This window comes from Klebsiella sp. CN_Kp097 (assembly GCF_040064495.1).
In the GTDB taxonomy this organism is placed as follows: domain Bacteria; phylum Pseudomonadota; class Gammaproteobacteria; order Enterobacterales; family Enterobacteriaceae; genus Klebsiella; species Klebsiella aerogenes.
In genome coordinates, this window is sequence record NZ_JBEAIL010000002.1 from 257,852 (window position 1) to 283,049 (window position 25,198).

Sequence of the window (25,198 nt, forward strand, 5' to 3'; positions counted from 1 at the left end):
ATGAGCAGGACACAGACAATGAGCAAACCTAATCAGCAGGGAATTACCTTCTCTAAAAACGATGTAGAAATTATTGCACGGGAAACGCTCTATCGCGGTTTTTTTTCGCTCGATTTGTATCGTTTTCGCCATCGCCTGTTTAACGGCGGGATGAGCGGCGAGGTTACCCGCGAAATTTTTGAGCGCGGGCACGCCGCCGTCTTGCTACCCTTTGACCCGGTGCGTGATGAAGTTGTGCTGGTCGAGCAGATCCGCATTGCCGCCTATGATACCAGCGAGAGCCCGTGGCTGCTGGAAATGGTCGCCGGGATGATAGAAGAAGGCGAAACGGTAGAAGATGTCGCCCGCCGGGAAGCGCTGGAAGAGGCCGGGCTTGAAGTTGGGCGCACCAAACCAATATTAAGCTATCTGGCAAGCCCAGGCGGCACCAGCGAGCGGTTATCGATCCTGGTGGGCGAAGTTGATGCATCGACGGCAAAAGGCATTCACGGCCTGGCCGAAGAAAACGAGGATATTCGGGTGCATGTGGTGAGCCGGGAACAGGCTTACCAGTGGGTAGAAGAGGGGAAAATCGACAACGCGGCTTCTGTCATCGCCCTGCAATGGCTGCAGCTGCATTATCACAGCTTACGAAACGAGTGGAAATAATATGAAGCGTTATACACCTGACTTCCCGGAAATGATGCGCCTGTGCGAAACCAATTTCGCCCAGCTGCGCCGCCTGTTGCCTCGCACTGAGGCGGTCGGCGATATGGCGAACTATCAGGTGGGGGCGGCGCAATACCGATTAACGGTGGTCGAATCGACCCGCTACACTACATTAGTGACAATAGAACAGACTATGCCTGCGGTGAGCTACTGGAGCCTGCCGTCAATGACGGTGCGCCTGTATCACGACGCCATGGTGGCTGAAGTGTGTTCAAGTCAGCAGATTTTTCGCTTCAAAGCGAGATATGATTACCCTAATAAAAAGTTGCATCAACGCGACGAAAAGCATCAAATTAATCAGTTTCTGGCCGACTGGCTGCGTTACTGTTTAGCACATGGAGCGATGGCGATTCCGGTTTGTTAGCGTCGTGAAACCTAAGGACACCATTTGGAAAGCCTGTTAAACCTACCTCTGGCTGGTGAGACCAGAGTCAGGATATTACAAATTACTGATACTCACCTGTTTGCTGAAAAACATGAAACGCTGTTGGGTATCAATACCTGGGAAAGTTATCAGGCTGTATTGGATGCGATACATGCCTCACAGCGTGAATGCGACCTGATTGTAGCAACAGGCGATCTGGCGCAAGACCACTCTGCCGCGGCCTATCAGCATTTCGCTGAAGGCATCGCGAGCTTTGCCGCACCCTGCGTCTGGCTGCCGGGAAACCATGATTTCCAACCGGCGATGTACAGCACGCTGCACGATGCCGGCATCTCCCCCGCAAAACGCGTCCTGTTGGGCGATCATTGGCAAATCCTGCTGCTGGACAGCCAGGTCTTTGGCGTGCCTCACGGCGAGCTGAGCGATTTCCAACTGGAGTGGCTTGAGCATCAATTGAATGCGGAACCTGAGCGCTACACGCTGCTGTTACTGCATCATCATCCGCTGCCGGCGGGCTGCAGCTGGCTCGATCAGCATAGCCTGCGCAACGCCGGGGCGTTAGACCACATCCTGAGCAACTATCCGCGGGTTAAGCACCTGCTATGCGGCCATATTCACCAGGAGCTGGATCTCGACTGGAACGGGCGGCGGATGATGGCGACGCCATCGACCTGCGTGCAGTTTAAGCCGCACTGCGCTAATTTCACCCTCGATACCGTCTCTCCTGGCTGGCGCTGGCTTGAACTGCATCCTGATGGCGTGTTGACGACTGAAGTCTGTCGTCTCAGCGGCGCCGAGTTTCACCCGGATATCGCTTCAGAAGGATACTGATGTCTACTCTTCTTTATCTGCACGGATTTAACAGCTCGCCGCGCTCGGCAAAAGCGACGGCGCTGAAAACGTGGCTGGCGCAGTACCACCCGGAAATTAACATGGTGGTGCCGGAACTGCCTGCTTTCCCGGCGCAGGCGGCAGAGATGCTGGAAGCCATCGTGCTGGAGCACGGCGGCGAGCCGTTAGGCGTGGTGGGGTCGTCGTTGGGCGGCTACTACGCCACCTGGCTGTCGCAATGTTTTATGTTGCCGGCGGTGGTGATTAACCCGGCGGTGCGGCCATTTGAACTGCTGAACAATTTTCTTGGCCCCAATGAGAATCCGTACACCGGGCAGCAATATGTGCTAGAGTCTCGCCATATTTACGATCTTAAAGTCATGCATATCGACCCGCTGGAAGCGCCTGACCTTATCTGGTTATTGCAGCAAACGGGCGATGAAGTGCTTGATTACCGCCAGGCTGTTGACTACTTCGCCTCCTGCCGTCAAACGGTCGAGGAGGGCGGTAATCACGCATTTGTTGGCTTTGAAGATCATTTCACCCAGATTATCGATTTTCTGGGCCTGCGCTAAGCGGTTCAGAACGACCTACGAATACACACCATGACGCAATCTTCATATAACGCTGATGCCATTGAGGTACTCACCGGGCTTGAGCCGGTTCGCCGCCGCCCGGGAATGTACACCGACACAACCCGTCCTAACCATCTTGGTCAGGAAGTTATTGATAACAGTGTGGATGAAGCACTGGCCGGCCACGCCAAACGCGTGGAGGTCATCCTCCATGCCGATCAATCGTTGGAGGTTATCGACGACGGGCGCGGGATGCCGGTTGATATCCACCCGGAAGAAGGGGTTCCGGCGGTTGAGCTGATTCTTTGTCGGCTGCACGCGGGCGGGAAGTTTTCTAATAAAAACTACCAGTTCTCCGGCGGCCTGCATGGGGTGGGGATTTCTGTCGTCAACGCCTTGTCTAAGCGCGTGGAAGTCAACGTGCGCCGCGATGGTCAGGTCTACAGCATCGCCTTTGAAAATGGGGAAAAAGTTGAAGACCTGCGCGTCACCGGCACCTGCGGTAAACGCAACACCGGGACCAGCGTCCATTTCTGGCCGGATGAAAGCTTCTTCGATAGCCCGCGTTTCTCCGTCTCGCGGCTAACTCACCTGTTAAAAGCGAAAGCGGTGCTGTGCCCGGGCGTGGAAATTGTTTTCCGCGACCAGGTGAACAACAGCGAGCAGCGCTGGTGCTATGCGGACGGCCTAAATGATTATCTGTGCGAGGCGGTCAACGGCCTGCCGCTGCTGCCGGAAAAACCGTTTGTCGGCAACTTCTCCGGCGAAACGGAAGCGGTGGATTGGGCGCTGCTGTGGCTGCCGGAAGGCGGTGAACTGCTGACCGAAAGCTACGTCAACCTGATCCCGACTATGCAGGGCGGTACGCACGTTAACGGTCTGCGTCAGGGGTTGCTCGACGCGATGCGCGAGTTTTGCGAATACCGCAATATTCTGCCGCGTGGCGTGAAGCTGTCGGCGGAAGATATCTGGGATCGCTGCGCGTACGTACTGTCGGTGAAGATGCAGGATCCGCAGTTCGCCGGGCAGACGAAAGAACGTCTGTCGTCGCGCCAGTGCGCGGCATTCGTCTCCGGGGTGGTTAAAGACGCCTTCAGCCTGTGGCTGAATCAGAACGTACAGGCGGCGGAGCTGCTGGCGGAAATGGCCATTTCCAGCGCCCAGCGTCGCCTGCGCGCCGCCAAGAAAGTGGTGCGCAAAAAGCTCACCAGCGGCCCGGCGCTGCCGGGTAAGCTGGCGGACTGCACCGCGCAGGACCTGAACCGCACCGAACTGTTCCTCGTCGAAGGGGACTCGGCGGGCGGTTCGGCGAAACAGGCGCGCGACCGTGAATATCAGGCGATTATGCCGCTGAAAGGCAAGATCCTGAACACCTGGGAAGTCTCTTCCGATGAAGTGCTCGCTTCGCAAGAAGTGCACGACATTTCGGTGGCGATTGGTATCGACCCGGATAGCGATGACTTAAGCCAGCTGCGTTACGGTAAAATCTGTATTCTCGCCGATGCCGACTCGGATGGTCTGCACATCGCTACCCTGCTGTGCGCGCTGTTCGTGAAGCATTTCCGTACCCTGGTGAAAGAGGGTCACGTGTACGTCGCGCTGCCGCCGCTGTATCGTATCGACCTCGGTAAAGAGGTTTACTACGCGCTGACGGAAGAAGAAAAAGCCGGCGTGCTGGAGCAGTTGAAACGTAAGAAGGGCAAGCCGAACGTACAGCGCTTTAAAGGGCTGGGTGAGATGAACCCGATGCAGCTACGTGAAACCACGCTCGACCCGAACACCCGCCGCCTGGTGCAGCTCATCATCACCGATGAAGACGAGCAGCAAACGACCGCGGTGATGGATATGCTGTTGGCCAAGAAGCGTTCTGAAGACCGCCGCAACTGGCTGCAGGAAAAAGGCGATATGGCGGATCTCGAAGCCTAAGCCGACGTCAGCCGCCAGATGCGAAAAAGGGAGCCTCAGGCTCCCTTTTTACTTCTTACTTCTGTCGGGCTTATACGCCAGCCTGCAAAATGCGGATACTGGTTTCCAGCACGTCGCCTTTTACCGCTTCGGCGTAAGCCTTCATGTGCGGCGTTTGCAGATGCGCTTCGAGATGCGCGACGCTTTCCCACTGCTCGACCATTACGATCGAATCCGGGGCGGAGGTCTGGAAACTCACGCCGGCGGCGTGGTCAACCAGCGGCGCGTAGCCGTGGCAGCCTTCTTCCTGCAGTACCACAGGGACAATTTTAGCGAACTGATCCAGTACCGCCTGACGGTGGTGTTGGCCCGGACGAGTACGAATTTCGGCAATCACTGTTAACATGGTTAACTCAACTCCTTCTGTGTGTAGGCTTCTAGTTAACCAAAAATCTCGGCCAGATGCTTGCGATATTCTGCGATGACGTGTGGAACGTCAGGCATTTTAATTACGTCGTTGGCGATAAAGGTCGGCATCGCGCTCATGCCAAGGAACTGATTGGCTTTGTGAAACGGCAGGTAAACGCCATCAACGCCGACGCCGTGGAAGAACTGATCTTTATCGGTGAAGGCTTCCATTGGCGCGTTCCAGGTCAGCGACAGCATGTACTGTTTGCCCTGAATCAATCCGCCGGAGCCATATTTTTTGCTGTCATCGGAGCGGGTACGGCCATCGCTGGCGTACAGAGCGCCATGGCCTTCGGTGAAGACGTCATCCATGTACTTTTTCACGGTCCAGGGCGCGCCCATCCACCAGCCCGGCATCTGCCAGATAACCACATCGGCCCACAGGAAATTCTGCACTTCTTCTTTTACATCGTACTCGCTCTCCGCGCGGACGATTTTAACATCATGCCCGACGTCGCGCAGATAACCATCCGCGACCTCGGTCAGGGTGTCGTTCAATTGGCCATTAGAGTGAGCGAATTTTTTCGCCCCGTTGATAATCAGGATGTTGCTCATTTTTTGCCCTCAACCTATTAAATTTGTCAGCAATTTTACCCCGCGAAGCGGGGCAGTAAAATGAGCAAAATGTGCAAAGTCTTTTGCATTTTTGGCAATAATGTGGCTACCAGTAAACGCGCGCCTCGAAGCCGCCGTCGCGCGCGTTAGCAAAATCAACCCGCATGCCGTGCAGTGCGGCGATGCGGCGAACGATCGATAAGCCTAATCCGCTGCCGGGGGCATCCTGGCCCGGCGGGCGATAAAAACGCTCGCCAATGCGCGCCAGCGCTTGCGGGCTAATGCCTGGACCATTGTCGCGAACCCGGAATTCGCGGGCGGAAAGGGTGATATCCACCCGGCTACCGCGCGGGCTATAGCGCACGGCATTATCCAGCAGATTGCGTACCAGCAGGCTGAGCAGCAGCGGCTGGCCGGTGCGGACGATATTGCTGGCGTTCAGATGCAGGCGTAACTCAATGGCGGACTGCTGCGCGTGGTGATACATCTCCATTACAGCCGACTGCAACAGGTCGTCGATGGCGACCGGCTGCACGTCATCCAGTTGCGCAAGGGAATCCAGCCGCGACAGCGTAAGTAATTGATCGACCAGCCGAGTGGCGCGGTCGATGCCCTGATGTAATTGCGCCAACGCTTTATCCCGACCTTCGGGATCGTCCATTGAAAGCTGGGCGACTTCGGTTTGCACCTTCAGCGCCGCCAGCGGGCTGCGCAACTCATGGGCGGCATCAGAGGTAAAGCGACGCTCGCGTAGCATGGTTTCGTGGGTACGGCTGAATAGCTGATTCAGGGCATCGACCAGCGGGCGAACTTCTGAAGGGATTTTGTCGTCCGACAGACGTTCCGCCGAATCCGGCGCGCGCTGGCGCAGGGTTCGAGCCAGTTTCTTCAATGGCGCCAGCTCGCGGCTTAATAGCACGATGAGCAGCACGAACATCAGCGGTAGCGCGACCAGCCACGGCGTGAGCTGCGAGGTGACGATATCCATCGCCATTTCCCGGCGATAATCCCACTCCTGGCCGACGGCGATACGATGACGGTCGTCAGCGGTGGTCAGCCACAAAAAACGCCATTCGTCGTCATCGCCACGCAGGTAGCCATCGCTGAAGCCTTCGCGCTGCGAACCCCATTGAATATCTTCGCCGTTTTCACCATCGTTAAGCACCATTTTTCCGTCGCGGGTGAAAATAGCGAAGGCCAGCGCGTCATCATCAAGATGGCCGTGTTTAACTTTTTTCTTTTCGCGGATCTGCGCCGGTCGCGCCTGCAGCTCATCGACATTCATCGCGCTCAGGCGGCGGGCAAAGAGCAGTTGTTGGGTATCAAACAGCTTATCCAGCTTTTCGCTGGTCTGCTGCCAGGCGATAACGCTGGCTATCCCCCAGGCGGCGCTGGTTAGCAGGACAAACAGCAGCGTCAGGCGCAGGCGTAGGCTCATATGGGCGAGTCGTTTCATGCGTCACCCAGGGTATAGCCGATGCCGTGCACGGTACGGATAAAACCACTGCCAAGTTTGCGCCGTAGATGGTGGACGTGAACTTCCACAGCGTTGCTGGAGACCTCGTCGTCCCAGTTATAGAGCTTTTCCTCGATAAGCTTACGCGGCAACACGCGCCCGGCGTTGCGCATAAGCAGTTCCAGCAGGGCGAACTCCTTCGGCTTTAGCGCCAGGCTTTCGCCGTCGAGGCTGGCGGTTAAGCGGTTCGGGTCGAGGGTCACCTTACCGTGGCGTAGCTCGCTGCTGCTCTGGCCGTGAGCGCGGCGGATCAGCGCCTCGAGACGCGCCGCTACCTCAATCAGGGCGAAGGGTTTACACAGATAGTCATCGGCGCCGAGCTGTAGCCCTTCAACCCGCTGGCTCAGCGCGTCGCGGGCGGTGAGGATCAGCACGGGTTCATTACGGCCTTTATCGCGCCATTCGCGCAGAATATCGAGGCCGTCAATGCCGGGGAGAGTCAGGTCAAGTATCGCGGCGTCGTAAGGGGCGCTATATAAGGCGTTTTTGCCCTCCTGGCCTGCGGTGAACCAGTCGATGCTGAAGCCCATTTTGCTCAGCCCGGCTTTGATGCCGTCGCCGATCAGTTTGTCATCTTCCACTAATAATATGCGCATGTTTCCCTCCGACGATCCCGTTTCTTTGCGCAGTAAACCGCGTTGATGCAGGGGATGTACAGCATTAAAATTTCTTTTTGCCGCTTAAGAAGTCGTTAAGTTTTGTCAGGCGTAATAGGAGCCATACCAACACATAAGGGAGATTATAAAATGAAAAAAATTGCTGCGATGACCGCGATTATTGCTTTGGTATCCATGCCGGTACTGGCCGCCGGGCAGGGTGGATTCACCGGACCGTCTACTACCACTACTTCGCAGGCCGGCGGCTTCACCGGGCCGAGCGGCGCGGTGACCACCGTGGCGAACGCCAAGTCGCTGCGCGATGACACCTGGGTGACCCTGCGCGGTAAAATCGTCGAGCGCATCTCCGATGACCTGTATAAATTCCAGGATGCCTCCGGCGTGGTGAACGTCGATATCGACCACAAGCGCTGGAACGGCGTGACCGTCGGCCCGCAGGATACGGTAGAAATTCAGGGTGAAGTCGATAAAGACTGGAACTCGGTAGAGATTGACGTGAAGCAGATCCGTAAAATCGCGCCATAACGCCCGCGCCGGAGAGTGCGCAAGATCGGTCAGGAATCGCTATCCTCGCTCTGGCAGAGTGTGTCGCGTGGAGGAGACGATGAACGATATTAAGGCCAGCCCGGCGTACGTCGGGCGTTTTCAGCGAGTCTGTTTGTACATTGAGAACCATCTTGATGAGCCGCTAACGCTGGAGGCGCTGAGCGCGATTGCGTATAGCTCGCCTTACCATTTTCACCGGCAATTTAGTGCGTATACCGGCGTTCCGCTGTACCGGTATATTCAGTGGTTACGCCTGCGGCGCGCCTGTTGGCGCCTGGCCTTCAACCCGCAGGATAAAATCATCGATATTGCTCTTGATGCCGGATTTCAAAATTCGGAGTCGTTCAGTCGCGCCTTCCGTACCGCGTTTGATCAAAGCCCGACTCAGTTCCGTCAGCAGCCGGATTGGGGCGAGTGGCATCGGCGCGTACCGAAACATACGCTACAGGAGCAAACTTCGATGGACGTAAACATTATTCAATTTCCAGCCACAAGGATCGCCGTATTGCAACATCGCGGGAGCCCGGACCTGGTCAACGCCACCGCCGCGCGTTTTATCGCATGGCGCAAAACGAGCGGGCTGTCGCCAGTCGCCACCAGCGAAACTTGGGGCATTGCCTGGGACGATCCGCAAACAACGCCAGGCGACGCGTTTCGTTTTGATATCTGCGGCACCGTTGAGCAACCGATTAGCGAAAATGCGTTTGGCGTGATTAACGGCGAGATCCCGGCAGGCCGTTGCGCAGTGGCCCGCCATCACGGTTCGCTGGATGCGCTGGCGCAAAGCGTCTGGTTTCTCTATCGCGACTGGCTGCCCGCCTCCGGGGAGACGCTAAGGGATTTTCCGGTGTACTTCCGCTACCTCAATTTTGTGCATGAAGTTGGCGAGCATGAACTCCGCACCGATATTTATTTACCGTTAGCCTGATTGATATCCTCATCCTCTTTAACCGATCTCACTTCCTGTGACTCAGGGCGTGAGATCGGGTATTATCGCGGGTAGTTTTGCCGCCGCAATGGCCGCGTCCCAGATTGAGGATCCACGATTAATGAGCGATATGGCAGAGCGCCTCGCGCTACATGAATTCACGGAAAATGCCTACCTGAACTACTCCATGTACGTCATCATGGACAGGGCATTACCGTTTATTGGCGATGGCTTAAAGCCGGTTCAGCGCCGCATTGTCTATGCAATGTCCGAGTTGGGCCTGAACGCCAGCGCCAAGTTCAAAAAATCCGCCCGCACCGTCGGCGACGTGTTGGGTAAATATCACCCGCACGGCGACAGCGCCTGTTATGAAGCGATGGTGCTGATGGCGCAGCCGTTCTCTTACCGCTACCCGCTGGTAGACGGGCAGGGGAACTGGGGCGCGCCGGACGATCCGAAATCCTTCGCGGCGATGCGTTACACCGAATCCCGCCTGTCGAAATACGCCGAATTGCTGCTCAGCGAACTGGGTCAGGGCACCGTCGATTGGGTACCGAACTTTGACGGTACGCTGCAGGAGCCAAAAATGCTGCCGGCGCGTCTGCCGAACATCCTGCTGAACGGCACCACCGGCATTGCGGTCGGTATGGCTACCGATATTCCGCCGCACAACCTGCGTGAAGTGGCGCAGGCGGCGATTACGCTGCTGGAAAAACCGAAAACCACGCTCGATGAGCTGCTGGATATCGTGCAGGGGCCGGACTACCCGACCGAAGCGGAAATCATTACCCCGCGCGCGGAAATTCGCAAAATCTACCAGAATGGCCGCGGTTCGGTGCGCATGCGCGCCGTGTGGACGAAAGAAGACGGCGCGGTGGTGATTAGCGCGCTGCCGCATCAGGTGTCCGGCGCGCGCGTGCTGGAACAGATCGCCGCGCAGATGCGTAACAAAAAGCTGCCGATGGTTGATGATCTACGTGATGAATCGGATCATGAAAACCCGACCCGTCTGGTGATCGTGCCGCGTTCCAACCGCGTGGATATGGAGCAGGTGATGAACCACCTGTTCGCCACTACCGATCTGGAAAAGAGCTACCGCATCAACCTCAACATGATCGGCCTGGACAATCGTCCGGCGGTGAAAAACTTGCTTGAAATCCTGACGGAGTGGTTGACCTTCCGTCGTGATACCGTGCGTAACCGCCTGAACTACCGTCTGGAAAAAGTCCTCAAGCGCCTGCACATCCTCGAAGGTTTGCTGGTCGCGTTCCTCAACATTGATGAAGTGATTGAGATAATCCGCCACGAAGATGAACCGAAGCCGGCGCTGATTGCCCGTTTCGGCATCAGCGAAACTCAGGCGGAAGCGATTCTGGAATTAAAACTGCGTCATCTCGCCAGGCTGGAAGAGATGAAGATCCGCGGCGAGCAGAGCGAGCTGGAAAAAGAGCGCGATCAGCTGCAGGCGATTCTGGCCTCCGAACGCAAGATGAATAACCTGCTGAAGAAAGAGCTGCAGGCCGATGCCGATACCTTTGGCGACGATCGCCGTTCGCCGCTGCGCGAGCGCGAAGAAGCGAAGGCCATGAGCGAGCACGATATGCTGCCGTCCGAGCCGGTCACTATCGTTCTGTCGCAGATGGGTTGGGTGCGTAGCGCCAAAGGCCACGATATCGATGCGCAGGGACTGAGCTACAAAGCCGGCGATAGCTGGAAAGCGTCGGTGAAAGGCAAGAGCAACCAGCCGGTGGTGTTTATTGATACCACCGGGCGCAGCTACGCCATCGACCCGATTACGCTGCCTTCCGCCCGCGGCCAGGGCGAGCCGGTCACCGGTAAAGTGACGCTGCCGCCGGGCGCCAGCGTAGAACATATGCTGATGGAGTCAGACGATCAGAGGCTGCTGATGGCCTCCGATGCCGGCTACGGTTTCGTCTGTACCTTCAACGACCTGGTGGCGCGCAACCGCGCCGGTAAGGCGCTGATTACGTTGCCGGAGAACGCGCATGTGATGCCGCCGCTGGTCATTGAAGACGATGCCGATATGCTGTTGGCGATTACCCATGCCGGGCGCATGCTGATGTTCCCGGTGAGCGATCTGCCGCAGCTGTCGAAAGGCAAAGGCAACAAGATTATCAACATTCCGTCGGCGGAAGCTGCCTCCGGCCAGGATGGTCTGGCGCACCTGTTTGTCCTGCCGCCGCAGAGCACGTTAACTATCCATGTCGGCAAGCGTAAGATCAAACTGCGTCCGGAAGAGCTGCAAAAAGTCACCGGCGAGCGCGGCCGTCGCGGTTCGCTGATGCGCGGCCTGCAGAAAATCGACCGCGTGGAGATCGACTCCCCGCGCCGCGCCTCAGCTGGCGACAGCGAAGAGTAAGATCCGCATCCTTCACCCGGCTGGAGGATGCGAAAATTTGCCGCAAAATCGTTGTTTATTCAGGCATTGCGATTAACATGTCCTCCAGGGGCGGAGATTTTCCGCCCCGCGTTGAGAGGGCAGCGGTGTCCTGAGCCTGTGATTCAACGGGTATAACGCTAAGCGGTTTGGGTTTCAGAGGAAGCTATGTTATTTATTTTTCGACTAATTTTTGTTGTCATTTATTGCATCGTCGTGTGCATATTTGGCAGTCTTTACTGCTTGTTCAGCCCGCGCAACCCTAAGCACGTCGCGACGTTTGGTCATCTGTTTGGCCGCCTGTCCCCGGTATTTGGCCTGAAAGTCGAACTGCGTAAGCCTGCGGACGCGGAAAGCTACGGCAATGCGATCTACATCGCTAACCACCAGAACAACTATGATATGGTGACAGCGTCGAACATCGTGCAGCCGCCGACGGTTACCGTGGGTAAAAAAAGCCTGTTATGGATACCGTTCTTTGGCCAGCTTTACTGGCTGACGGGCAACCTGCTGATTGACCGCAATAACCGAACCAAAGCGCACGGCACTATTGCCGAAGTGGTGAATGCGTTTAAAAAGCGTAAAATTTCGTTCTGGATGTTCCCGGAAGGGACCCGCAGCCGCGGCCGCGGTCTGCTGCCCTTTAAAACCGGCGCGTTCCACGCGGCCATCGCCGCTGGCGTACCGATTATTCCAGTATGCGTGTCGAATACATCGAACAAAATTAAACTCAATCGCTGGAACAATGGTCTGGTGATTGTCGAGATGCTGCCGCCGGTCGATACCAGCCAGTTTGGTAAAGATAACGTGCGCGCGCTGGCGACACACTGCCGCGAGATGATGTCCGCTAAAATCGCCGAGCTGGATAAAGAAGTGGCCGAGCGCGAAGCGGCTGGAAAGAAATAATACAGGAAACGCCGCGAACGCGAGCGTATTGCTGGCGGGAAACGAATTCCCTTTTTGCATTGTCAGTATTTCATGGAGTTAATATGTCACTCAGTCGGCGTCAGTTTATTAAGGCTTCAGGTGTAGCGCTGTGCGCGGGCGCCGCGCCGCTGAAGGCTCATGCCGCCGGCCAGCAGCCGGTGCTCCCCATTCCGCCTCTGCTGGAATCCCGTCGCGGTCAACCGCTGTTTATGACCCTGCAACGTTCTCACTGGTCATTCACCCAGGGAACGCGCGCGCCGGTATGGGGCATCAATGGCCGCTACCTGGGGCCGACCATCCGCGTCTGGAATGGTGATGACGTCAAACTTATCTACAGTAACCGCCTGACCGAAAATGTCGCCATGACGATTCGCGGCCTGCAGGTGCCGGGGCCGCTGATTGGCGGCGCGGCGCGCATGATGTCGCCGAATGCGGATTGGGCGCCGGTATTGCCGATTCGCCAGAGTGCGGCCACTTTGTGGTATCAGGCGAATACCCCGAACCGGATGGCGAAACAGGTTTACAACGGCCTGGCGGGAATGTGGCTGGTAGAAGACGAGGTCAGCAAAAACCTGCCGATCCCGAACCACTACGGCGTTGATGATTTCCCGGTGATTATTCAGGATAAGCGGCTGGATAACTTCGGCACTCCGGAATATAGCGAACCGGGCAGCGGTGGTTTCGTGGGTGATACCCTGTTGGTCAACGGCGCGCAGGGGCCCTATGTCGAAGTCTCTCGCGGCTGGGTACGACTGCGTCTGCTGAACGCATCTAACTCGCGCCGCTATCAGTTGCAGATGAGCGATGGTCGTCTGCTGCACGTTATCTCAGGCGATCAGGGCTTCCTGCCGGCGCCGGTCTCACTTAAGCAATTGTCGCTGGCCCCCGGCGAGCGGCGTGAAATTCTGGTCGATATGACCAACGGCGATGAAGTGTCGATTACCTGCGGTGAAGCGGCGAGCATTGTCGACCGTATCCGCGGTTTCTTCGAGCCGTCGAGCATTTTGATCTCCACGCTGGTGCTGACGCTGCGTCCGACCGGGCTGCTGCCGCTGGTTACCGATAGCCTGCCGGTGCGCCTGCTGCCGACCGAGCTGCTCTCCGGTACGCCGCTGCGCAGCCGTGATATTACTCTTGGCGACGACCCAGGCATCAATGGCCAACTGTGGGATCCGCAGCGCATTGATATCACCGCTCAGCAGGGAACGTGGGAGCGCTGGACCGTGCGCGCCGACCGCCCGCAGTCGTTCCATATTGAAGGCGTGATGTTCCAGATCCGTAACGTCAACGGGACCATGCCGTTCCCGGAAGATCGGGGCTGGAAAGATACGGTGTGGATTGATGGGCAGGTGGAACTGCTGGTGTATTATAACCAGCCTTCCTGGCCGCACTTCCCGTTCCAGTACCTGAGCCAGACGCTGGAGCTCGCCGACCGCGGCTCGATTGGCCAGATCCTGGTGAATCCGGCGCCGTAATATCCGCAACCCTGGCCGCAACCCGGTCAGGGTTTGAGAAAATCCTCCTTCATTTCCACTATCATTCCGGCTTATAATCCACGCCCTTTTGGTTATTTTTTTATCATTTTCCCCGGAAGCAATATGAGCGCAATATCCCTGATCCAGCCGGATCGTGACCTATTTTCCTGGCCGCAATACTGGGCTGCCTGTTTTGGCCCTGCGCCATTTTTACCGATGTCGCGTGAAGAGATGGATCAACTTGGCTGGGATAGCTGCGATATTATTCTGGTGACCGGCGACGCCTACGTCGACCATCCAAGTTTCGGCATGGCTATCTGCGGCCGTATGCTGGAAGCGCAGGGATTCCGCGTAGGGATCATCTCCCAGCCGGACTGGAACAGCAAAGAAGACTTCATGCGCCTGGGTAAGCCGAATCTGTTCTTCGGCGTCACTGCGGGCAATATGGACTCAATGATCAACCGCTATACCGCCGACCGTAAGCTGCGCCATGACGACGCCTATACCGCCGGCAACGTCGCGGGTAAGCGCCCGGACCGCGCGACGCTGGTCTATACCCAGCGCTGTAAAGAGGCGTGGAAAGACGTGCCGGTGATCCTCGGCGGTATTGAAGCCAGCCTGCGCCGTACCGCGCACTACGATTATTGGTCCGATACCGTACGCCGCTCAGTGCTGGTGGATTCGAAAGCCGATATGCTGATGTTCGGCAATGGCGAGCGCCCGCTGGTAGAAGTGGCGCATCGTCTGGCGATGGGCGAGGCCATCGGTGATATTCGCGATGTGCGTAATACCGCGATCATGGTAAAAGAAGCGTTGCCGGGCTGGAGCGGCGTTGACTCCACGCGTCTGGATACGCCGGGCAAAATCGACCCGATTCCGCATCCGTACGGTGAAGACCTACCGTGCGCCGATAACAAACCCGTGCCTCCGAAAAAAGCCGAGGCCAAAGCCGTTGTCGTGCAGCCGCCGCGGCCAAAACCGTGGGAAAAAACCTACGTGTTGCTGCCATCCTTCGAGAAGGTCAAAGGCGACAAAGTGCTCTATGCCCACGCGTCGCGCATTCTGCACCATGAAACCAACCCCGGCTGCGCCCGTGCGCTAATGCAAAAGCACGGTGAGCGTTATATCTGGGTTAACCCGCCGGCGATCCCGCTGTCGACTGAAGAGATGGACAGCGTCTTTGCGTTACCGTACAAGCGTGTGCCGCATCCTTCTTATGGCGATGCGCGTATTCCGGCCTACGAGATGATTCGCTTCTCCATAAACATTATGCGCGGCTGTTTCGGCGGCTGTTCTTTCTGCTCGATCACCGAACACGAAGGGCGCATCATCCAGAGCCGCTCCGAAGATTCGATCATTAATGAAATCGAAGCGATTCGCGACACGGTCCCCGGCTTTACCGGCATTATTTCCGATCTTGGCGGCCCAACCGCCAATATGTATATGCTGCGCTGTAAATCGCCGCGCGCTGAGCAGACCTGCCGTCGTCTCTCCTGCGTCTACCCGGATATCTGCCCGCACATGGACACCAACCATGAGCCGACGATTAATCTGTACCGCCGCGCTCGTGACCTGAAAGGCATTAAGAAAATCCTTATCGCATCGGGTGTGCGTTACGACATCGCCGTAGAGGATCCACGCTATATCAAAGAACTGGCGACCCACCACGTCGGTGGCTATCTGAAGATCGCGCCTGAGCATACCGAAGAGGGGCCGCTGTCGAAGATGATGAAGCCGGGCATGGGCAGCTATGACCGCTTTAAAGAATTGTTTGATACCTATTCGAAGCAGGCGGGTAAAGAACAGTACCTGATCCCGTACTTTATTTCCGCTCACCCAGGGACGCGCGATGAAGATATGGTGAACCTGGCACTGTGGCTGAAGCGTCATCGCTTCCGTCTAGACCAGGTACAGAATTTCTACCCGTCGCCGCTGGCGAACTCAACCACTATGTATTACACCGGCAAGAACCCGCTGGGTAAAATCGGCTATAAGAGTGAAGATGTGGTGGTGCCGAAGGGCGACAAACAGCGCCGTCTGCATAAAGCGCTGCTGCGCTATCACGATCCGGCAAACTGGCCGCTGATCCGTCAGGCGCTGGAAGCGATGGGTAAAAAGCATCTGATTGGTTCACGCCGTGACTGCCTGGTGCCGGCGCCGACGCTGGACGAGATGCGTGAAGCGCGTCGCCAGAACCGTCATACCCGTCCGGCGCTGACGAAGCATACGCCGGTTGCGCATCAGCGCCAGACGCCAGCCGCCTCGGGGGCGAAAAAGCGTATCAAGCCGAAGACGGCGTCCCGCTAAGCCGCTTCCCCGGCGGTTCCGATCGCCGGGGGAAAGCCTGTCACATAAGGAGAGAGAACGATAATGACGCCGGTAATCCTGTCACGACAGCAGCTGGATAGGTTGTGGGAGATAGACCGCAGCGAAATTATCGACACCCTTTATAAGCTCGATGATGGCCAACTCCAGGCGTATCCGCAGTACTATGACGTCCGTGGCTGGGATCCTCACGATCGACAGATTTATACGCCTATTCACGAGGCCTGCTACGATCGCGGCGGTATATTTTTCGCCTTTTTCGAGCAGAATAAAATCATTGCCGCGGCGGCGATGGATACCTTGCCAAGGGGGGAAAAGGGCGATCTGCGCCAACTGTTATTCTTTTATGTGGGCGCGGCGCAGCGCGGCCAGGGATGGGGGCGACGTCTGTTTGACTATGCGCTGCAGCAGCTTCCTGCTCTGGGCGCATCCGGCCTGTATATTTCGTCCATCCCCAACAAAAGCACCGTTGATTTTTATCTCTCACAGGGCTGTCGTTTAATTGATGAGCCCGACCCGGAGCTGTTTGCTCTGGAGCCTGAGGATATTCATTTAATCTATTCGGGCGTTCCGCAGAAATAAAGTCGGGGTCATTTTCGTTGATAAGAGCGAAGCAGTGCTTCGTTTCGCCGATTGCTGGTATCAATTTCCTGATAAATGCTTCTTCCTTCATTGATAACGTCGTCAACCAACCAACGATTATTTTCAGCCACCATATCCAGAGTTAGCGTAGTGCTGTCATTATTCTCTTTAAAAGGACGAAAACGCACTTCAGCTCTGGCATGGCGTGTACTTTCATCAATGATGCGAATGCTTTCAATCCGGAGGTCTTGATAGTCCTGGCAGGCGCAGATAGGGTCGAAATCCAGTATGCCGATGTCCCCGGGAAGTATGAACTGGTCGCTTTTTCGTAGCGCTTTTTTCATCCGTGAAGAGATAATTGATTTCTCACTCATGTCGCTGAAGGCGACAGGGGTCTGGCTATCTTCGGCATAGCCCTGATAGATCTGGCGGATGGTTTGTTCTACTGACCGTTGCGGAATTTGCGCATAAGTAACACAGCTCAACAACAGCAATAATAACGGCCAACACTTTAACATTTTCTGCGAACCTTCTGGCGACGGTAGAACCTGAAAAAATAGTATCAACAGCAGGTTAATATAGGTATGAATGAATTCTGAATATTAATACTGCCGGCTTGCGGCGGCGTAACTAACGCGAGATTATCTAACCATCAGGCATTGCTATTGGCATTGAGAGGAAAGGATGCAAAAGCCGTATTTACTCACATTACTGATCTCGCTTTGCTTATTACAAGGCTGCGTGACCCGCTATCAGTCTCAGCCTGAAGTTAACGGGCAACTGCTGGATAACGCCGGCAACCCGATCGCCGGGGCGCAAATTACGCTAACCGGCAGCGGCGACAGCGCGGATACGCTGTCTGATAGCGATGGGCGATTCAGTTTTAATAAAGCGCATAAATGGGCGTTCTATCTGCCGATTGGCCCTATCGACTGGATGCATCGCGCGGAATTGCATTTTACAACCCTGCATGGGGAATATGCCTATCTGCTTACCTCGCGAATGGGTAATGCCCACGAGTTAGACGGCGCGCAATATCATGTGCGATGCAAAATTCCGGCCGCAGCAATGACGCCGCCGCCGGAAATATGTTATCGGGTGGGAGATTAACCGCCGAACTGATCCGGGTCGGGGCCGAGACGTTTGCCCTGGTCCAGCTTAGCGATTTCACTGAGTTCGTCTTTGTCGAGACGGAAGTCCCAGACGTCAAAGTTTTCCGCAATACGCGATGGCGTGACGGATTTCGGGATCACCACCAGTCCGCTGTCGAGATGCCAGCGAATGACGATTTGCGCTGGCGTTTTGCCGTATTTATCCGCCAGATGGTGAATAATTTTCTGATCGAAGACCCCTTTGCCGCCCTGCGCTAATGGGCTCCAGGATTCGGTCTGGATTTTGTGGGTGGCGTTCCATGCATGCAGTTGACGCTGCTGCATTAACGGGTGCAGCTCAATCTGGTTAATCACCGGAGCGACGCCGGTTTCATCAATCAGCTTTTGCAGATGCGGCACCTGGAAATTACATACCCCAATGCTTTTTGCCAGCCCTTGCTGCTGCAATTCGATCAGCGCCTGCCAGGCTTCGACGTAATGGCCTATCGCTGGCACCGGCCAGTGAATTAAATAGAGATCCACATAGTCCAGTTTCAGCTTGCTCAGGCTCTCTTTTAGCGCTTCATGCGGCCGTTTTTGATCGTCGTTCCACAGTTTGGTAGTGATGAAGAGCTCATCGCGATTGACGCCCGCGCTGCTTAACGCGTTGCCGACGCCAGCCTCATTTTGGTACGCGGCGGCGGTGTCAAAAGAACGATAACCGACTTCCAGCGCCTTATGAATGGCGGAGACGACTTCCTCGTTGCCTGCTTTCCACACGCCGAGACCCAACTGCGGCATCAGGTTGCCGTCGTGTAGTTTTATAACGGTTGGATGTGTCATGCCTTCCTCCTGTTAATGAACTCAGCGTGAAAAATCCGCCGAGGGGTAGCATTAAGTCTGGACGAAATAGCTAAAAACGGTAGTAAAAACACCTCTCCCCGGCGTTTGTTTAACGTAAGGAGAGGTGAATCAGGTGGGGAGAACTTAGCGGGCAGCCTCGTAAATACGGCGGCTGACGTCCAGAGTGATATCCTGATTTTCGCCAAGTTTAGTCATGCCGTGCTCTTCCAGTTTCGCCAGCAGCGCCGGGATGGAGCTACCGTCGAGACCGTAATCGGAAAGGCGAGTCGGCACGCCCATCTGCTCGAAGAAACTCCGGGTTGCGGCGATAGCGGCATCGATACGTTGCTCTTCGGAACCTTCGGTAATATTCCACACGCGCTCGGCGTACTGCAGCAGCTTAGCGCGCTTGGTATCGCGTTTCTCATTCCACAGCGCCGGCAGCACGATAGCCAGCGTCTGCGCGTGATCCAGGCCGTGCATCGCCGTCAGTTCGTGGCCGAGCATATGCGTCGCCCAGTCCTGAGGGACGCCTGCGCCAATGAGGCCGTTCAATGCCTGCGTCGCCGCCCACATAATGTTGGCGCGCACGTTGTAGTTCTCCGGCTCCTGCAGCGCTTTCGGGCCATCTTCCACCAGCGTTAGCAGAATGCCCTCCGCGAAACGGTCCTGAATTTTACCATCAACCGGGTAGGTCACGTACTGCTCAACGGTATGGACGAAAGCGTCAACGACGCCGTTAGCGACCTGGCGTGGCGGCAGGGTGTAGGTATAAACAGGATCGAGGATCGCAAAGACCGGCTGAACGTGTTCGGACATAAACGCGCGTTTATCGCCGGTGGTTTTACGCGAGATAACCGCGCCTTTATTTGATTCGGAACCGGTCGCCGGCAGGGTCAATACTGAGCCCATCGGAATAGCGCGGGTAATCTTGCTGCCGTAGGTTTCCAGAATTTCCCACGGGTCGATATTCGCGTCATAGTGCGCGGCCGCGGCGATAAACTTGGTGCCGTCGAGCACCGAACCGCCGCCAACCGCCAGCAGGAAAGTCACGTTCTCTTCACGAGCGATTTTCACCGCGTTCATCAGCGTTTCGTAAGACGGGTTTGGCTCAATTCCGCCGAACTCCAGCACGTCAAAGCCAGCCAGCGCGCTCAGTACCTGGTCCAGTACGCCGGTTTTCTTCACGCTACCGCCGCCGTAAGTCACCAGCACGCGAGCGCCGGCTGGGATTTGTTCGCGCAGCTCGGCGATGGCGCCTTTGCCGAACAGAATGCGGGTTGGGGTATGTAAATTGAAGTTATTCATGGCTGGTGCCCTCATAAAGATGAAACTCCCGGCAGAAAGGACGACTCTCTACCCGATGGCGGCTATTGTGTTCCTGCGACCGTTTCCTCTCAATGCACATTCCTGCCATTGTCTTGCCCATTTCTCCATTGGGCTGGAGAAAAAGAAGGAAACTACGCACAATAAGCTTGTAGAAAAGTCGTCGGAGAAGCAGCGAAAATGAACCGTGCCGAGATATGCCAGCTATTAACAGATAAAGTTAACAATCTGAAAGATAAGCAAGAAATGCTAAGTGAACTGCTGCCGGATATCCGTCTGCTTTACGGGACGCAGCCGGGCACCCGTACGCCGGTGATGTACCAGCCGGGGATCGTTTTTCTCTTTTCCGGCCATAAAATTGGCTATATCAATGAACGAACTTTCCGTTATGACACCAACGAATATTTATTGTTAACCGTCCCGCTGCCGTTCGAATGCGAAACCTTCGCGACCCCGGAAGTGCCGCTGGCGGGAATGCGGTTGAATGTCGATATTTTGCAGTTGCAGGAGCTGCTGATGGATATCGGCGAAGATGAGCTTTTTCAGCCGTCGGTCGCCTCCAGCGGGATCAACTCGGCGGTGTTATCAGAAGAGATCCTCTGCGCGGCGGAGCGCCTGTTAGACGTGATGGAGCGGCCGCTGGACGCGCGCATTCTCGGCAAACAGATTATCCGCGAGATCCTTTATCACGTCCTGATTGGCCCCTGCGGCGGCGCGCTGCTGGCGCTGGTCAGCCGACAGACGCACTTTAGTCTGATTAGCCGTGTTTTGAAGCGTATTGAAAGCCAGTACACCGAAAACCTTAGCGTTGACCAACTGGCAGCGGAAGCGAATATGAGCGTCTCGGCGTTTCACCATAATTTTAAATCGGTCACCAGCACCTCGCCGCTGCAGTATTTGAAGACCTATCGTCTGCATAAGGCCAGAATGCTGATGATCCATGACGGCATGAAAGCCAGCGCGGCGGCGATGCGCGTCGGCTACGAAAGCGCCTCGCAGTTTAGCCGCGAGTTTAAACGCTATTTCGGTATTACGCCGGGTGAAGATGCCGCGCGTATTCGCACGATGCAGGGGATTTGATAAGGATGCGGCGCCTGTAGCCCCGGTAAACGGTAGCGCTACCGGGGATTTTGAGGCCATCCGGGGCGAGTGAATCAGGCGCTGCAGTATTTCTTCTTGATAACCACAATAACCGTACCAACGAGGCCGGTTACCAGCAGGGCGATCGGCAGCACCATCAGGCAGGTCATGACCTGGTCTTCGTGGTTTTTCACGAACGGGATCATGCTCAGCGCATAGCCAAGACCGGTGACGACACCAACCCACAGCAGGCCGCTCAGCCAGTTAAAGAACTGGAAACGACGATTCGGCAGGCCGGAAATGCCCGCCATGGTTGGCAGCAGAGTGCGGACAAACGCCAAAAAGCGCCCGGCCAGCAGCGCCAGCAGGCCGTGTTTATCAAACATGTTGGTGGCGCGCTGGTGATATTTGTGCGGCAGATGCGACAGCCAGCCTTTCACCATATTGGTATTACCCAGCCAGCGCCCCTGTAAATAGCTCAGCCAGCAGCCGAGGCTGGCGGCGGCGGTTAGGATGGCGAGAGTGGGGACAAAATCCATGACGCCTTTAGCGATTAGCGCGCCGGCGAGCAGCAACAGGCTATCGCCCGGTAAAAACGAAGCCGGCAGCAGCCCGTTTTCCAGAAACAGGGTCGCGAACATGACCAGATATACAAAACCCACAACGTGAGGGTTTGCCAATGCGGCAAAATCATGTTGCCACAGCGCGGCGACAATCTCTTGAATGACAACCATGGACTTTCCTAAGTGGTACCGTTTTTCGACTAGTGTACTCCTGAAGCGGCCCGAGCACCTTGATCTCGGGCGCAACAAAAGCGGCCGCTTTTTTGAAAGCGTCCGCTTTTGTTGCCACTTCCTGTCACTTTACACGATACGCGCGAAGCCTGCCGCTAAATCCGCCAGCAGATCGTCAACATTTTCTAAACCTATGTGCAGTCGAATAAGGGTACCGCTGAAATCCACTTCCGCCTCGGGGCGGATGGCCGCGATATGTTCCGGCTGGTTGGCGAGGATCAGCGATTCGAACCCGCCCCATGAGTAGGCCATGCTGAACAGACTGAAGTTGTCCAGATAGGCTGCCAGCTCGGCGTCGGTGAGGCGCTTATTGAGAACGAAAGAGAACAGGCCGCTGCTGCCGCTGAAGTCGCGCTTCCAGAATTCGTGGCCCTTGCTGCCCGGCAGCGCCGGATGATTGACCCGCGCCACCTGTGGGTGCTGCGCCAGCCATTCGGCGACGCGCAGACTGCTTTCGTGATGTTGGCGCAGGCGGACGCCAAGCGTGCGTAAACCGCGGCTGGTCATATAGGCGGTGTCGGCATCGACCATCTGGCCCATTAGATAGGCGTTTTCACACAGTTGCTCCCAACAGCGGGCGTTGGCCACTGCGGTGCCGATCATTCCGTCGGAGTGGCCAATTAAATATTTCGTTGCCGCCTGGATAGAGATATCGATACCAAAATCGAGCGCTTTAAACAGCACCCCTGCCGCCCAGGTGTTATCGATCATGATAATAGCTTCCGGCGCGACGCGGCGCACGGCGGCGACGATGGCCGGCACATCATGCACTTCCATGGTGATCGAGCCGGGGGATTCGAGGAACACCACTTTGGTATTGGGTTGAATCAGATTGGCGATATCCGCGCCGATGAGCGGATCGAACCAGCCGGTGGTCACCCCGAGCTTTGCGAGGATCTTAGTGCAGAAGTCCTGGCTGGGTTCATAGGCGGTGTTGGTCATTAACACGTGGTCGCCCTGTTCGACGAAGGCCAGAATCGTGTTAGCGACCGCGGCCGCGCCGCAGGGGAAGAGGGCGCAGCCGGCGCCGCCTTCCAGTTCGCACATGGCTTCCTGCAGCGAAAAGTGGGTCAGCGTGCCGCGGCGGCCATAAAACAGCTCGCCTTTGGCGCGGTTACGGGTGGCGTGTTTTTTAGCCTCGACGGTATCGAATACCAGCGATGAGGCGCGCTGGATGACGCTATTCACCGAACCCTGAGTATATTTTTTGCGGCGCCCGGCGTTGACCAGCGCGGTATCAAGATGTTTATCAGCCATGTTCTGCAAACCTGTTTTTATACGTCTGGACGTCTAAACTACCATGAATCCCGGTTTGTGTACCGGGTCGTAAACGATACAGGCAAAAATTTTCCCGAAACCGGCGTCAGCCGCTTTTTTACTGCGTAAGCGCAAAGAAAATAAACGTGATTTGCTGCACAGTGTAAATACTAATGAGAACCACTATCAATTCGATGCCGTTTTGATATTATTATGCTCAGTTTTTGTGATTGATGTCCTGGAGAAACAGTGTGGGTAATAATTTGATGCAGGCGGATCTCTCCGTTTGGGGTATGTATCATCACGCCGATATTGTCGTTAAGGTTGTGATGATTGGCTTGATTCTGGCTTCGGTAGTCACCTGGGCTATCTTCTTCGGCAAGGGCGCCGAAATGTTGTCCAGCAAGCGTCGCCTCAAGCGTGAGCAGCAGCAGCTCAGCGAAGCGCGTTCTCTCGATCAGGCTAACACTATCGCGAATGGATTCCATGCCAAAAGCCTGACCACTCAGCTGATTAACGAAGCCAATAATGAGCTGGAACTGTCGGCAGGCGTGGATGACAACGAAGGCATTAAAGAACGTACCGGTTTCCGCCTTGAGCGTCGTGTGGCGCAGGTTGGCCGCTATATGGGCCGCGGTAACGGTTATCTGGCGACTATCGGCGCTATTTCCCCGTTCGTCGGCCTGTTCGGTACCGTCTGGGGCATCATGAACAGCTTTATCGGTATCGCGCAAACGCAGACGACTAACCTCGCGGTTGTCGCACCGGGTATCGCGGAAGCGCTGCTGGCAACGGCGATTGGTCTGTTTGCCGCGATTCCGGCGGTGGTTATCTATAACGTCTTCGCCCGCATGATTGCCAGTTACAAAGCGTCTCTTGGCGACGTGGCCGCGCAGATTATGCTGCTGCAAAGTCGCGATCTCGACCTGAACGCCAGTGGTTCTCAGCCGCTGCGTCCGGCGCAGAAATTACGGGTAGGTTGATCCGCTATGGCAATGCATTTTAACGAAAACCTCGATGATAACGGCGAAATGCACGACATTAACGTGACGCCATTTATCGACGTCATGTTGGTGCTGTTGATTATCTTCATGGTGGCGGCGCCGCTGGCCACCGTGGACGTCAAAGTCAATCTGCCTGCTTCATCCAGCCAGCCGCAGCCGCGTCCGGAAAAACCGATTTATCTGTCGGTGAAAGCGGACAAATCGATGTTCCTCGGCAACGATCCGGTGACTGAAGAGAGCGTGATTGCCTCGCTGGATGCGCTGACTCAGGGCAAGAAAGACACCACCGTGTTCTTCCGCGCTGACAAAACCGTCGACTACGAGACGATGATGAAAGTGATGGATACGCTGCATCAGGCCGGATATCTGAAGATTGGTCTGGTGGGCGAAGAGACCGTCAAAGCGAAGTGATTTTCCCCAGGATATCTCCCGAAAGGCCAACACTGCGTTGGCCTTTTTTATTTCCCCGGCGCCTGCGCATCGTTTTGATATGAGCCAGCTGCGATATAATGGCGGCCATTTTTACAAACTGACAGGACCTTATGGAACGCTTTCTGGAAAACGCTATTTATGCTTCGCGCTGGCTGCTGGCGCCGGTTTATTTCGGCCTCTCGCTGGGCCTTATCGCGCTATCGATAAAATTTTTTCAGGAGATATTCCACATCCTGCCGCATATCTTCAGCGTCAGCGAGTCGGATCTGATTCTGACGCTGCTTTCGCTGGTCGATATGACGCTGGTGGGCGGGCTGCTGGTGATGGTGATGTTTTCCGGTTATGAAAACTTCGTCTCGACGCTGGATATTAACGAAGGCAAAGAGAAGCTCAACTGGCTTGGCAAAATGGATGCGACATCGCTGAAAAACAAGGTGGCGGCGTCGATTGTGGCTATCTCTTCCATTCACCTGTTGCGGGTGTTTATGGATGCGAAGAACGTGCCGGATAATAAGCTGATGTGGTACGTCATTATCCATCTCACCTTTGTGCTGTCCGCCTTTGTGATGGGCTATCTCGATCGCCTGACCAAGGTAAAGCACTGATGTGACAACTTACCCGGCAGCTTCG

25 protein-coding genes and 1 pseudogene are annotated in these 25,198 nt (G+C 56.0%); 17 read left to right on the forward strand and 9 right to left on the reverse strand.

Annotation, left to right across the window (positions count from 1 at the left end):
* The first annotated feature begins 18 nt into the window (after positions 1 to 18).
* The 5 genes from nudF to parE are packed head-to-tail and all read left to right on the forward strand — an operon-like array spanning position 19 to position 4,425.
* Complete coding sequence (gene nudF / locus ABLV07_RS03470; protein ID WP_015369649.1) at positions 19 to 648, forward strand: ADP-ribose diphosphatase; 630 nt, start codon at positions 19 to 21, stop codon at positions 646 to 648.
* A 1-nt stretch (position 649) separates the two neighbouring features.
* Positions 650 to 1,072: a DUF1249 family protein gene (locus ABLV07_RS03475; RefSeq protein WP_015703512.1), complete on the forward strand. Its 423-nt coding sequence runs from the start codon at positions 650 to 652 to the stop codon at positions 1,070 to 1,072.
* Positions 1,073 to 1,096: 24 nt separating this feature from the next.
* The gene (gene cpdA / locus ABLV07_RS03480) at positions 1,097 to 1,924 is read left to right on the forward strand and encodes a 3',5'-cyclic-AMP phosphodiesterase (protein WP_015369651.1); all 828 of its coding nucleotides are present in this window, start codon (positions 1,097 to 1,099) and stop codon (positions 1,922 to 1,924) included.
* A complete protein-coding gene (gene yqiA / locus ABLV07_RS03485; protein WP_015369652.1) occupies positions 1,924 to 2,499 on the forward strand; it encodes an esterase YqiA in 576 nt (191 codons plus the stop codon). The genes cpdA and yqiA overlap by 1 nt, the downstream gene beginning before the upstream one ends.
* 30 nt (positions 2,500 to 2,529) lie before the next feature.
* Entirely contained in the window at positions 2,530 to 4,425 is a 1,896-nt protein-coding gene (gene parE / locus ABLV07_RS03490; RefSeq protein WP_015369653.1) for a DNA topoisomerase IV subunit B, read from the forward strand.
* A gap of 70 nt (positions 4,426 to 4,495) precedes the next feature.
* On the opposite strand, the gene ABLV07_RS03495 is transcribed toward parE, so the two are convergent.
* The 4 genes from ABLV07_RS03495 to qseB form a co-directional block, all read right to left on the reverse strand.
* Entirely contained in the window at positions 4,496 to 4,810 is a 315-nt protein-coding gene (locus ABLV07_RS03495; RefSeq protein ID WP_015369654.1) for a putative quinol monooxygenase, read from the reverse strand.
* Between the two features lie 35 nt (positions 4,811 to 4,845).
* Positions 4,846 to 5,427 (reverse strand): NAD(P)H-dependent oxidoreductase, encoded by a 582-nt coding sequence (locus ABLV07_RS03500; protein WP_015703509.1) that lies wholly within the window; start codon positions 5,425 to 5,427, stop codon positions 4,846 to 4,848.
* A gap of 106 nt (positions 5,428 to 5,533) precedes the next feature.
* Positions 5,534 to 6,883 (reverse strand): quorum sensing histidine kinase QseC, encoded by a 1,350-nt coding sequence (gene qseC / locus ABLV07_RS03505; protein ID WP_348853331.1) that lies wholly within the window; start codon positions 6,881 to 6,883, stop codon positions 5,534 to 5,536.
* Complete coding sequence (gene qseB / locus ABLV07_RS03510) at positions 6,880 to 7,539, reverse strand: quorum sensing response regulator transcription factor QseB (RefSeq protein WP_015369657.1); 660 nt, start codon at positions 7,537 to 7,539, stop codon at positions 6,880 to 6,882. The genes qseC and qseB overlap by 4 nt, the downstream gene beginning before the upstream one ends.
* 150 nt (positions 7,540 to 7,689) lie before the next feature.
* On the opposite strand from qseB, the gene ABLV07_RS03515 reads away from it, so the two are divergent.
* The 7 genes and pseudogenes from ABLV07_RS03515 (at position 7,690) to ABLV07_RS03545 (ending at position 16,741) form a co-directional block, all read left to right on the forward strand.
* Entirely contained in the window at positions 7,690 to 8,085 is a 396-nt protein-coding gene (locus tag ABLV07_RS03515) for a YgiW/YdeI family stress tolerance OB fold protein (RefSeq protein WP_015703508.1), read from the forward strand.
* Positions 8,086 to 8,164: 79 nt separating this feature from the next.
* Positions 8,165 to 9,034: an AraC family transcriptional regulator gene (locus tag ABLV07_RS03520; protein ID WP_047039214.1), complete on the forward strand. Its 870-nt coding sequence runs from the start codon at positions 8,165 to 8,167 to the stop codon at positions 9,032 to 9,034.
* A 121-nt stretch (positions 9,035 to 9,155) separates the two neighbouring features.
* On the forward strand, positions 9,156 to 11,414 hold the full coding sequence (gene parC, locus ABLV07_RS03525) for a DNA topoisomerase IV subunit A (RefSeq protein ID WP_032712532.1): 2,259 nt from the start codon (positions 9,156 to 9,158) through the stop codon (positions 11,412 to 11,414).
* A 186-nt stretch (positions 11,415 to 11,600) separates the two neighbouring features.
* Positions 11,601 to 12,338, forward strand: coding sequence for a 1-acylglycerol-3-phosphate O-acyltransferase (gene plsC / locus ABLV07_RS03530; RefSeq protein WP_015369660.1), 738 nt, complete (start codon positions 11,601 to 11,603; stop codon positions 12,336 to 12,338).
* Between the two features lie 83 nt (positions 12,339 to 12,421).
* A complete protein-coding gene (gene ftsP, locus ABLV07_RS03535; protein ID WP_015369661.1) occupies positions 12,422 to 13,834 on the forward strand; it encodes a cell division protein FtsP in 1,413 nt (470 codons plus the stop codon).
* A 33-nt stretch (positions 13,835 to 13,867) separates the two neighbouring features.
* A pseudogene (locus ABLV07_RS03540) lies at positions 13,868 to 16,205 on the forward strand (YgiQ family radical SAM protein).
* Positions 16,205 to 16,741, forward strand: coding sequence for a GNAT family N-acetyltransferase (locus ABLV07_RS03545; RefSeq protein ID WP_049034992.1), 537 nt, complete (start codon positions 16,205 to 16,207; stop codon positions 16,739 to 16,741). The pseudogene ABLV07_RS03540 and the gene ABLV07_RS03545 overlap by 1 nt, the downstream one beginning before the upstream one ends.
* An 8-nt stretch (positions 16,742 to 16,749) precedes the next feature.
* Here the strand turns inward: ABLV07_RS03545 and ABLV07_RS03550 are convergent, their stop codons facing one another.
* A complete protein-coding gene (locus tag ABLV07_RS03550) occupies positions 16,750 to 17,259 on the reverse strand; it encodes a DUF3828 domain-containing protein (protein ID WP_045364227.1) in 510 nt (169 codons plus the stop codon).
* Between the two features lie 166 nt (positions 17,260 to 17,425).
* Here ABLV07_RS03550 and ABLV07_RS03555 point away from each other — a divergent pair, with 166 nt between their 5' ends.
* Positions 17,426 to 17,851: a carboxypeptidase-like regulatory domain-containing protein gene (locus tag ABLV07_RS03555; protein WP_058675860.1), complete on the forward strand. Its 426-nt coding sequence runs from the start codon at positions 17,426 to 17,428 to the stop codon at positions 17,849 to 17,851.
* Here ABLV07_RS03555 and dkgA read toward each other — a convergent pair.
* The gene (gene dkgA / locus ABLV07_RS03560) at positions 17,848 to 18,675 is read right to left on the reverse strand and encodes a 2,5-didehydrogluconate reductase DkgA (RefSeq protein WP_015369664.1); all 828 of its coding nucleotides are present in this window, start codon (positions 18,673 to 18,675) and stop codon (positions 17,848 to 17,850) included. The genes ABLV07_RS03555 and dkgA overlap by 4 nt on opposite strands.
* A 144-nt stretch (positions 18,676 to 18,819) precedes the next feature.
* A complete protein-coding gene (yqhD, locus tag ABLV07_RS03565; protein ID WP_042897821.1) occupies positions 18,820 to 19,983 on the reverse strand; it encodes an alcohol dehydrogenase in 1,164 nt (387 codons plus the stop codon).
* Positions 19,984 to 20,181: 198 nt separating this feature from the next.
* On the opposite strand from yqhD, the gene ABLV07_RS03570 reads away from it, so the two are divergent.
* Positions 20,182 to 21,081: an AraC family transcriptional regulator gene (locus ABLV07_RS03570; protein ID WP_015369666.1), complete on the forward strand. Its 900-nt coding sequence runs from the start codon at positions 20,182 to 20,184 to the stop codon at positions 21,079 to 21,081.
* A gap of 74 nt (positions 21,082 to 21,155) precedes the next feature.
* On the opposite strand, the gene yghB is transcribed toward ABLV07_RS03570, so the two are convergent.
* Positions 21,156 to 21,815, reverse strand: a complete 660-nt coding sequence (yghB, locus tag ABLV07_RS03575; RefSeq protein ID WP_015369667.1) for a DedA family general envelope maintenance protein YghB — start codon at positions 21,813 to 21,815, stop codon at positions 21,156 to 21,158.
* Positions 21,816 to 21,944: 129 nt separating this feature from the next.
* On the reverse strand, positions 21,945 to 23,132 hold the full coding sequence (gene metC, locus ABLV07_RS03580) for a cystathionine beta-lyase (RefSeq protein ID WP_015369668.1): 1,188 nt from the start codon (positions 23,130 to 23,132) through the stop codon (positions 21,945 to 21,947).
* Between the two features lie 251 nt (positions 23,133 to 23,383).
* Between metC and exbB the strand changes: the two genes are divergently transcribed.
* The 3 genes from exbB (at position 23,384) to ABLV07_RS03595 (ending at position 25,173) form a co-directional block, all read left to right on the forward strand.
* Positions 23,384 to 24,115 (forward strand): tol-pal system-associated acyl-CoA thioesterase, encoded by a 732-nt coding sequence (exbB, locus tag ABLV07_RS03585; RefSeq protein WP_015369670.1) that lies wholly within the window; start codon positions 23,384 to 23,386, stop codon positions 24,113 to 24,115.
* A gap of 6 nt (positions 24,116 to 24,121) precedes the next feature.
* On the forward strand, positions 24,122 to 24,547 hold the full coding sequence (gene exbD, locus ABLV07_RS03590) for a TonB system transport protein ExbD (protein ID WP_015369671.1): 426 nt from the start codon (positions 24,122 to 24,124) through the stop codon (positions 24,545 to 24,547).
* Positions 24,548 to 24,678: 131 nt separating this feature from the next.
* Positions 24,679 to 25,173 carry a TIGR00645 family protein gene (locus ABLV07_RS03595; protein ID WP_015369672.1) on the forward strand — a complete coding sequence of 165 codons (495 nt, stop codon included), beginning with the start codon at positions 24,679 to 24,681 and terminating at the stop codon, positions 25,171 to 25,173.
* Positions 25,174 to 25,198 lie beyond the last annotated feature (25 nt).

What these genes read in the sequence shown, in the direction of transcription:
- qseC (WP_348853331.1), bottom strand. Translation starts at nt 6,883, where the DNA reads ATGAAACGACTCGCCCATATGAGCCTACGCCTGCGCCTGACGCTGCTG.
- ABLV07_RS03520 (WP_047039214.1), top strand. Translation starts at nt 8,165, where the DNA reads ATGAACGATATTAAGGCCAGCCCGGCGTACGTCGGGCGTTTTCAGCGA.
- ftsP (WP_015369661.1), top strand. Translation starts at nt 12,422, where the DNA reads ATGTCACTCAGTCGGCGTCAGTTTATTAAGGCTTCAGGTGTAGCGCTG.
- yqiA (WP_015369652.1), top strand. Translation starts at nt 1,924, where the DNA reads ATGTCTACTCTTCTTTATCTGCACGGATTTAACAGCTCGCCGCGCTCG.
- ABLV07_RS03550 (WP_045364227.1), bottom strand. Translation starts at nt 17,259, where the DNA reads ATGTTAAAGTGTTGGCCGTTATTATTGCTGTTGTTGAGCTGTGTTACT.
- nudF (WP_015369649.1), top strand. Translation starts at nt 19, where the DNA reads ATGAGCAAACCTAATCAGCAGGGAATTACCTTCTCTAAAAACGATGTA.
- ABLV07_RS03495 (WP_015369654.1), bottom strand. Translation starts at nt 4,810, where the DNA reads ATGTTAACAGTGATTGCCGAAATTCGTACTCGTCCGGGCCAACACCAC.
- qseB (WP_015369657.1), bottom strand. Translation starts at nt 7,539, where the DNA reads ATGCGCATATTATTAGTGGAAGATGACAAACTGATCGGCGACGGCATC.
- parC (WP_032712532.1), top strand. Translation starts at nt 9,156, where the DNA reads ATGAGCGATATGGCAGAGCGCCTCGCGCTACATGAATTCACGGAAAAT.
- ABLV07_RS03570 (WP_015369666.1), top strand. Translation starts at nt 20,182, where the DNA reads ATGAACCGTGCCGAGATATGCCAGCTATTAACAGATAAAGTTAACAAT.
- parE (WP_015369653.1), top strand. Translation starts at nt 2,530, where the DNA reads ATGACGCAATCTTCATATAACGCTGATGCCATTGAGGTACTCACCGGG.
- yghB (WP_015369667.1), bottom strand. Translation starts at nt 21,815, where the DNA reads ATGGTTGTCATTCAAGAGATTGTCGCCGCGCTGTGGCAACATGATTTT.
- exbD (WP_015369671.1), top strand. Translation starts at nt 24,122, where the DNA reads ATGGCAATGCATTTTAACGAAAACCTCGATGATAACGGCGAAATGCAC.
- dkgA (WP_015369664.1), bottom strand. Translation starts at nt 18,675, where the DNA reads ATGACACATCCAACCGTTATAAAACTACACGACGGCAACCTGATGCCG.
- metC (WP_015369668.1), bottom strand. Translation starts at nt 23,132, where the DNA reads ATGGCTGATAAACATCTTGATACCGCGCTGGTCAACGCCGGGCGCCGC.
- ABLV07_RS03515 (WP_015703508.1), top strand. Translation starts at nt 7,690, where the DNA reads ATGAAAAAAATTGCTGCGATGACCGCGATTATTGCTTTGGTATCCATG.
- ABLV07_RS03595 (WP_015369672.1), top strand. Translation starts at nt 24,679, where the DNA reads ATGGAACGCTTTCTGGAAAACGCTATTTATGCTTCGCGCTGGCTGCTG.
- plsC (WP_015369660.1), top strand. Translation starts at nt 11,601, where the DNA reads ATGTTATTTATTTTTCGACTAATTTTTGTTGTCATTTATTGCATCGTC.
- ABLV07_RS03475 (WP_015703512.1), top strand. Translation starts at nt 650, where the DNA reads ATGAAGCGTTATACACCTGACTTCCCGGAAATGATGCGCCTGTGCGAA.
- ABLV07_RS03555 (WP_058675860.1), top strand. Translation starts at nt 17,426, where the DNA reads ATGCAAAAGCCGTATTTACTCACATTACTGATCTCGCTTTGCTTATTA.
- ABLV07_RS03545 (WP_049034992.1), top strand. Translation starts at nt 16,205, where the DNA reads ATGACGCCGGTAATCCTGTCACGACAGCAGCTGGATAGGTTGTGGGAG.
- yqhD (WP_042897821.1), bottom strand. Translation starts at nt 19,983, where the DNA reads ATGAATAACTTCAATTTACATACCCCAACCCGCATTCTGTTCGGCAAA.
- ABLV07_RS03500 (WP_015703509.1), bottom strand. Translation starts at nt 5,427, where the DNA reads ATGAGCAACATCCTGATTATCAACGGGGCGAAAAAATTCGCTCACTCT.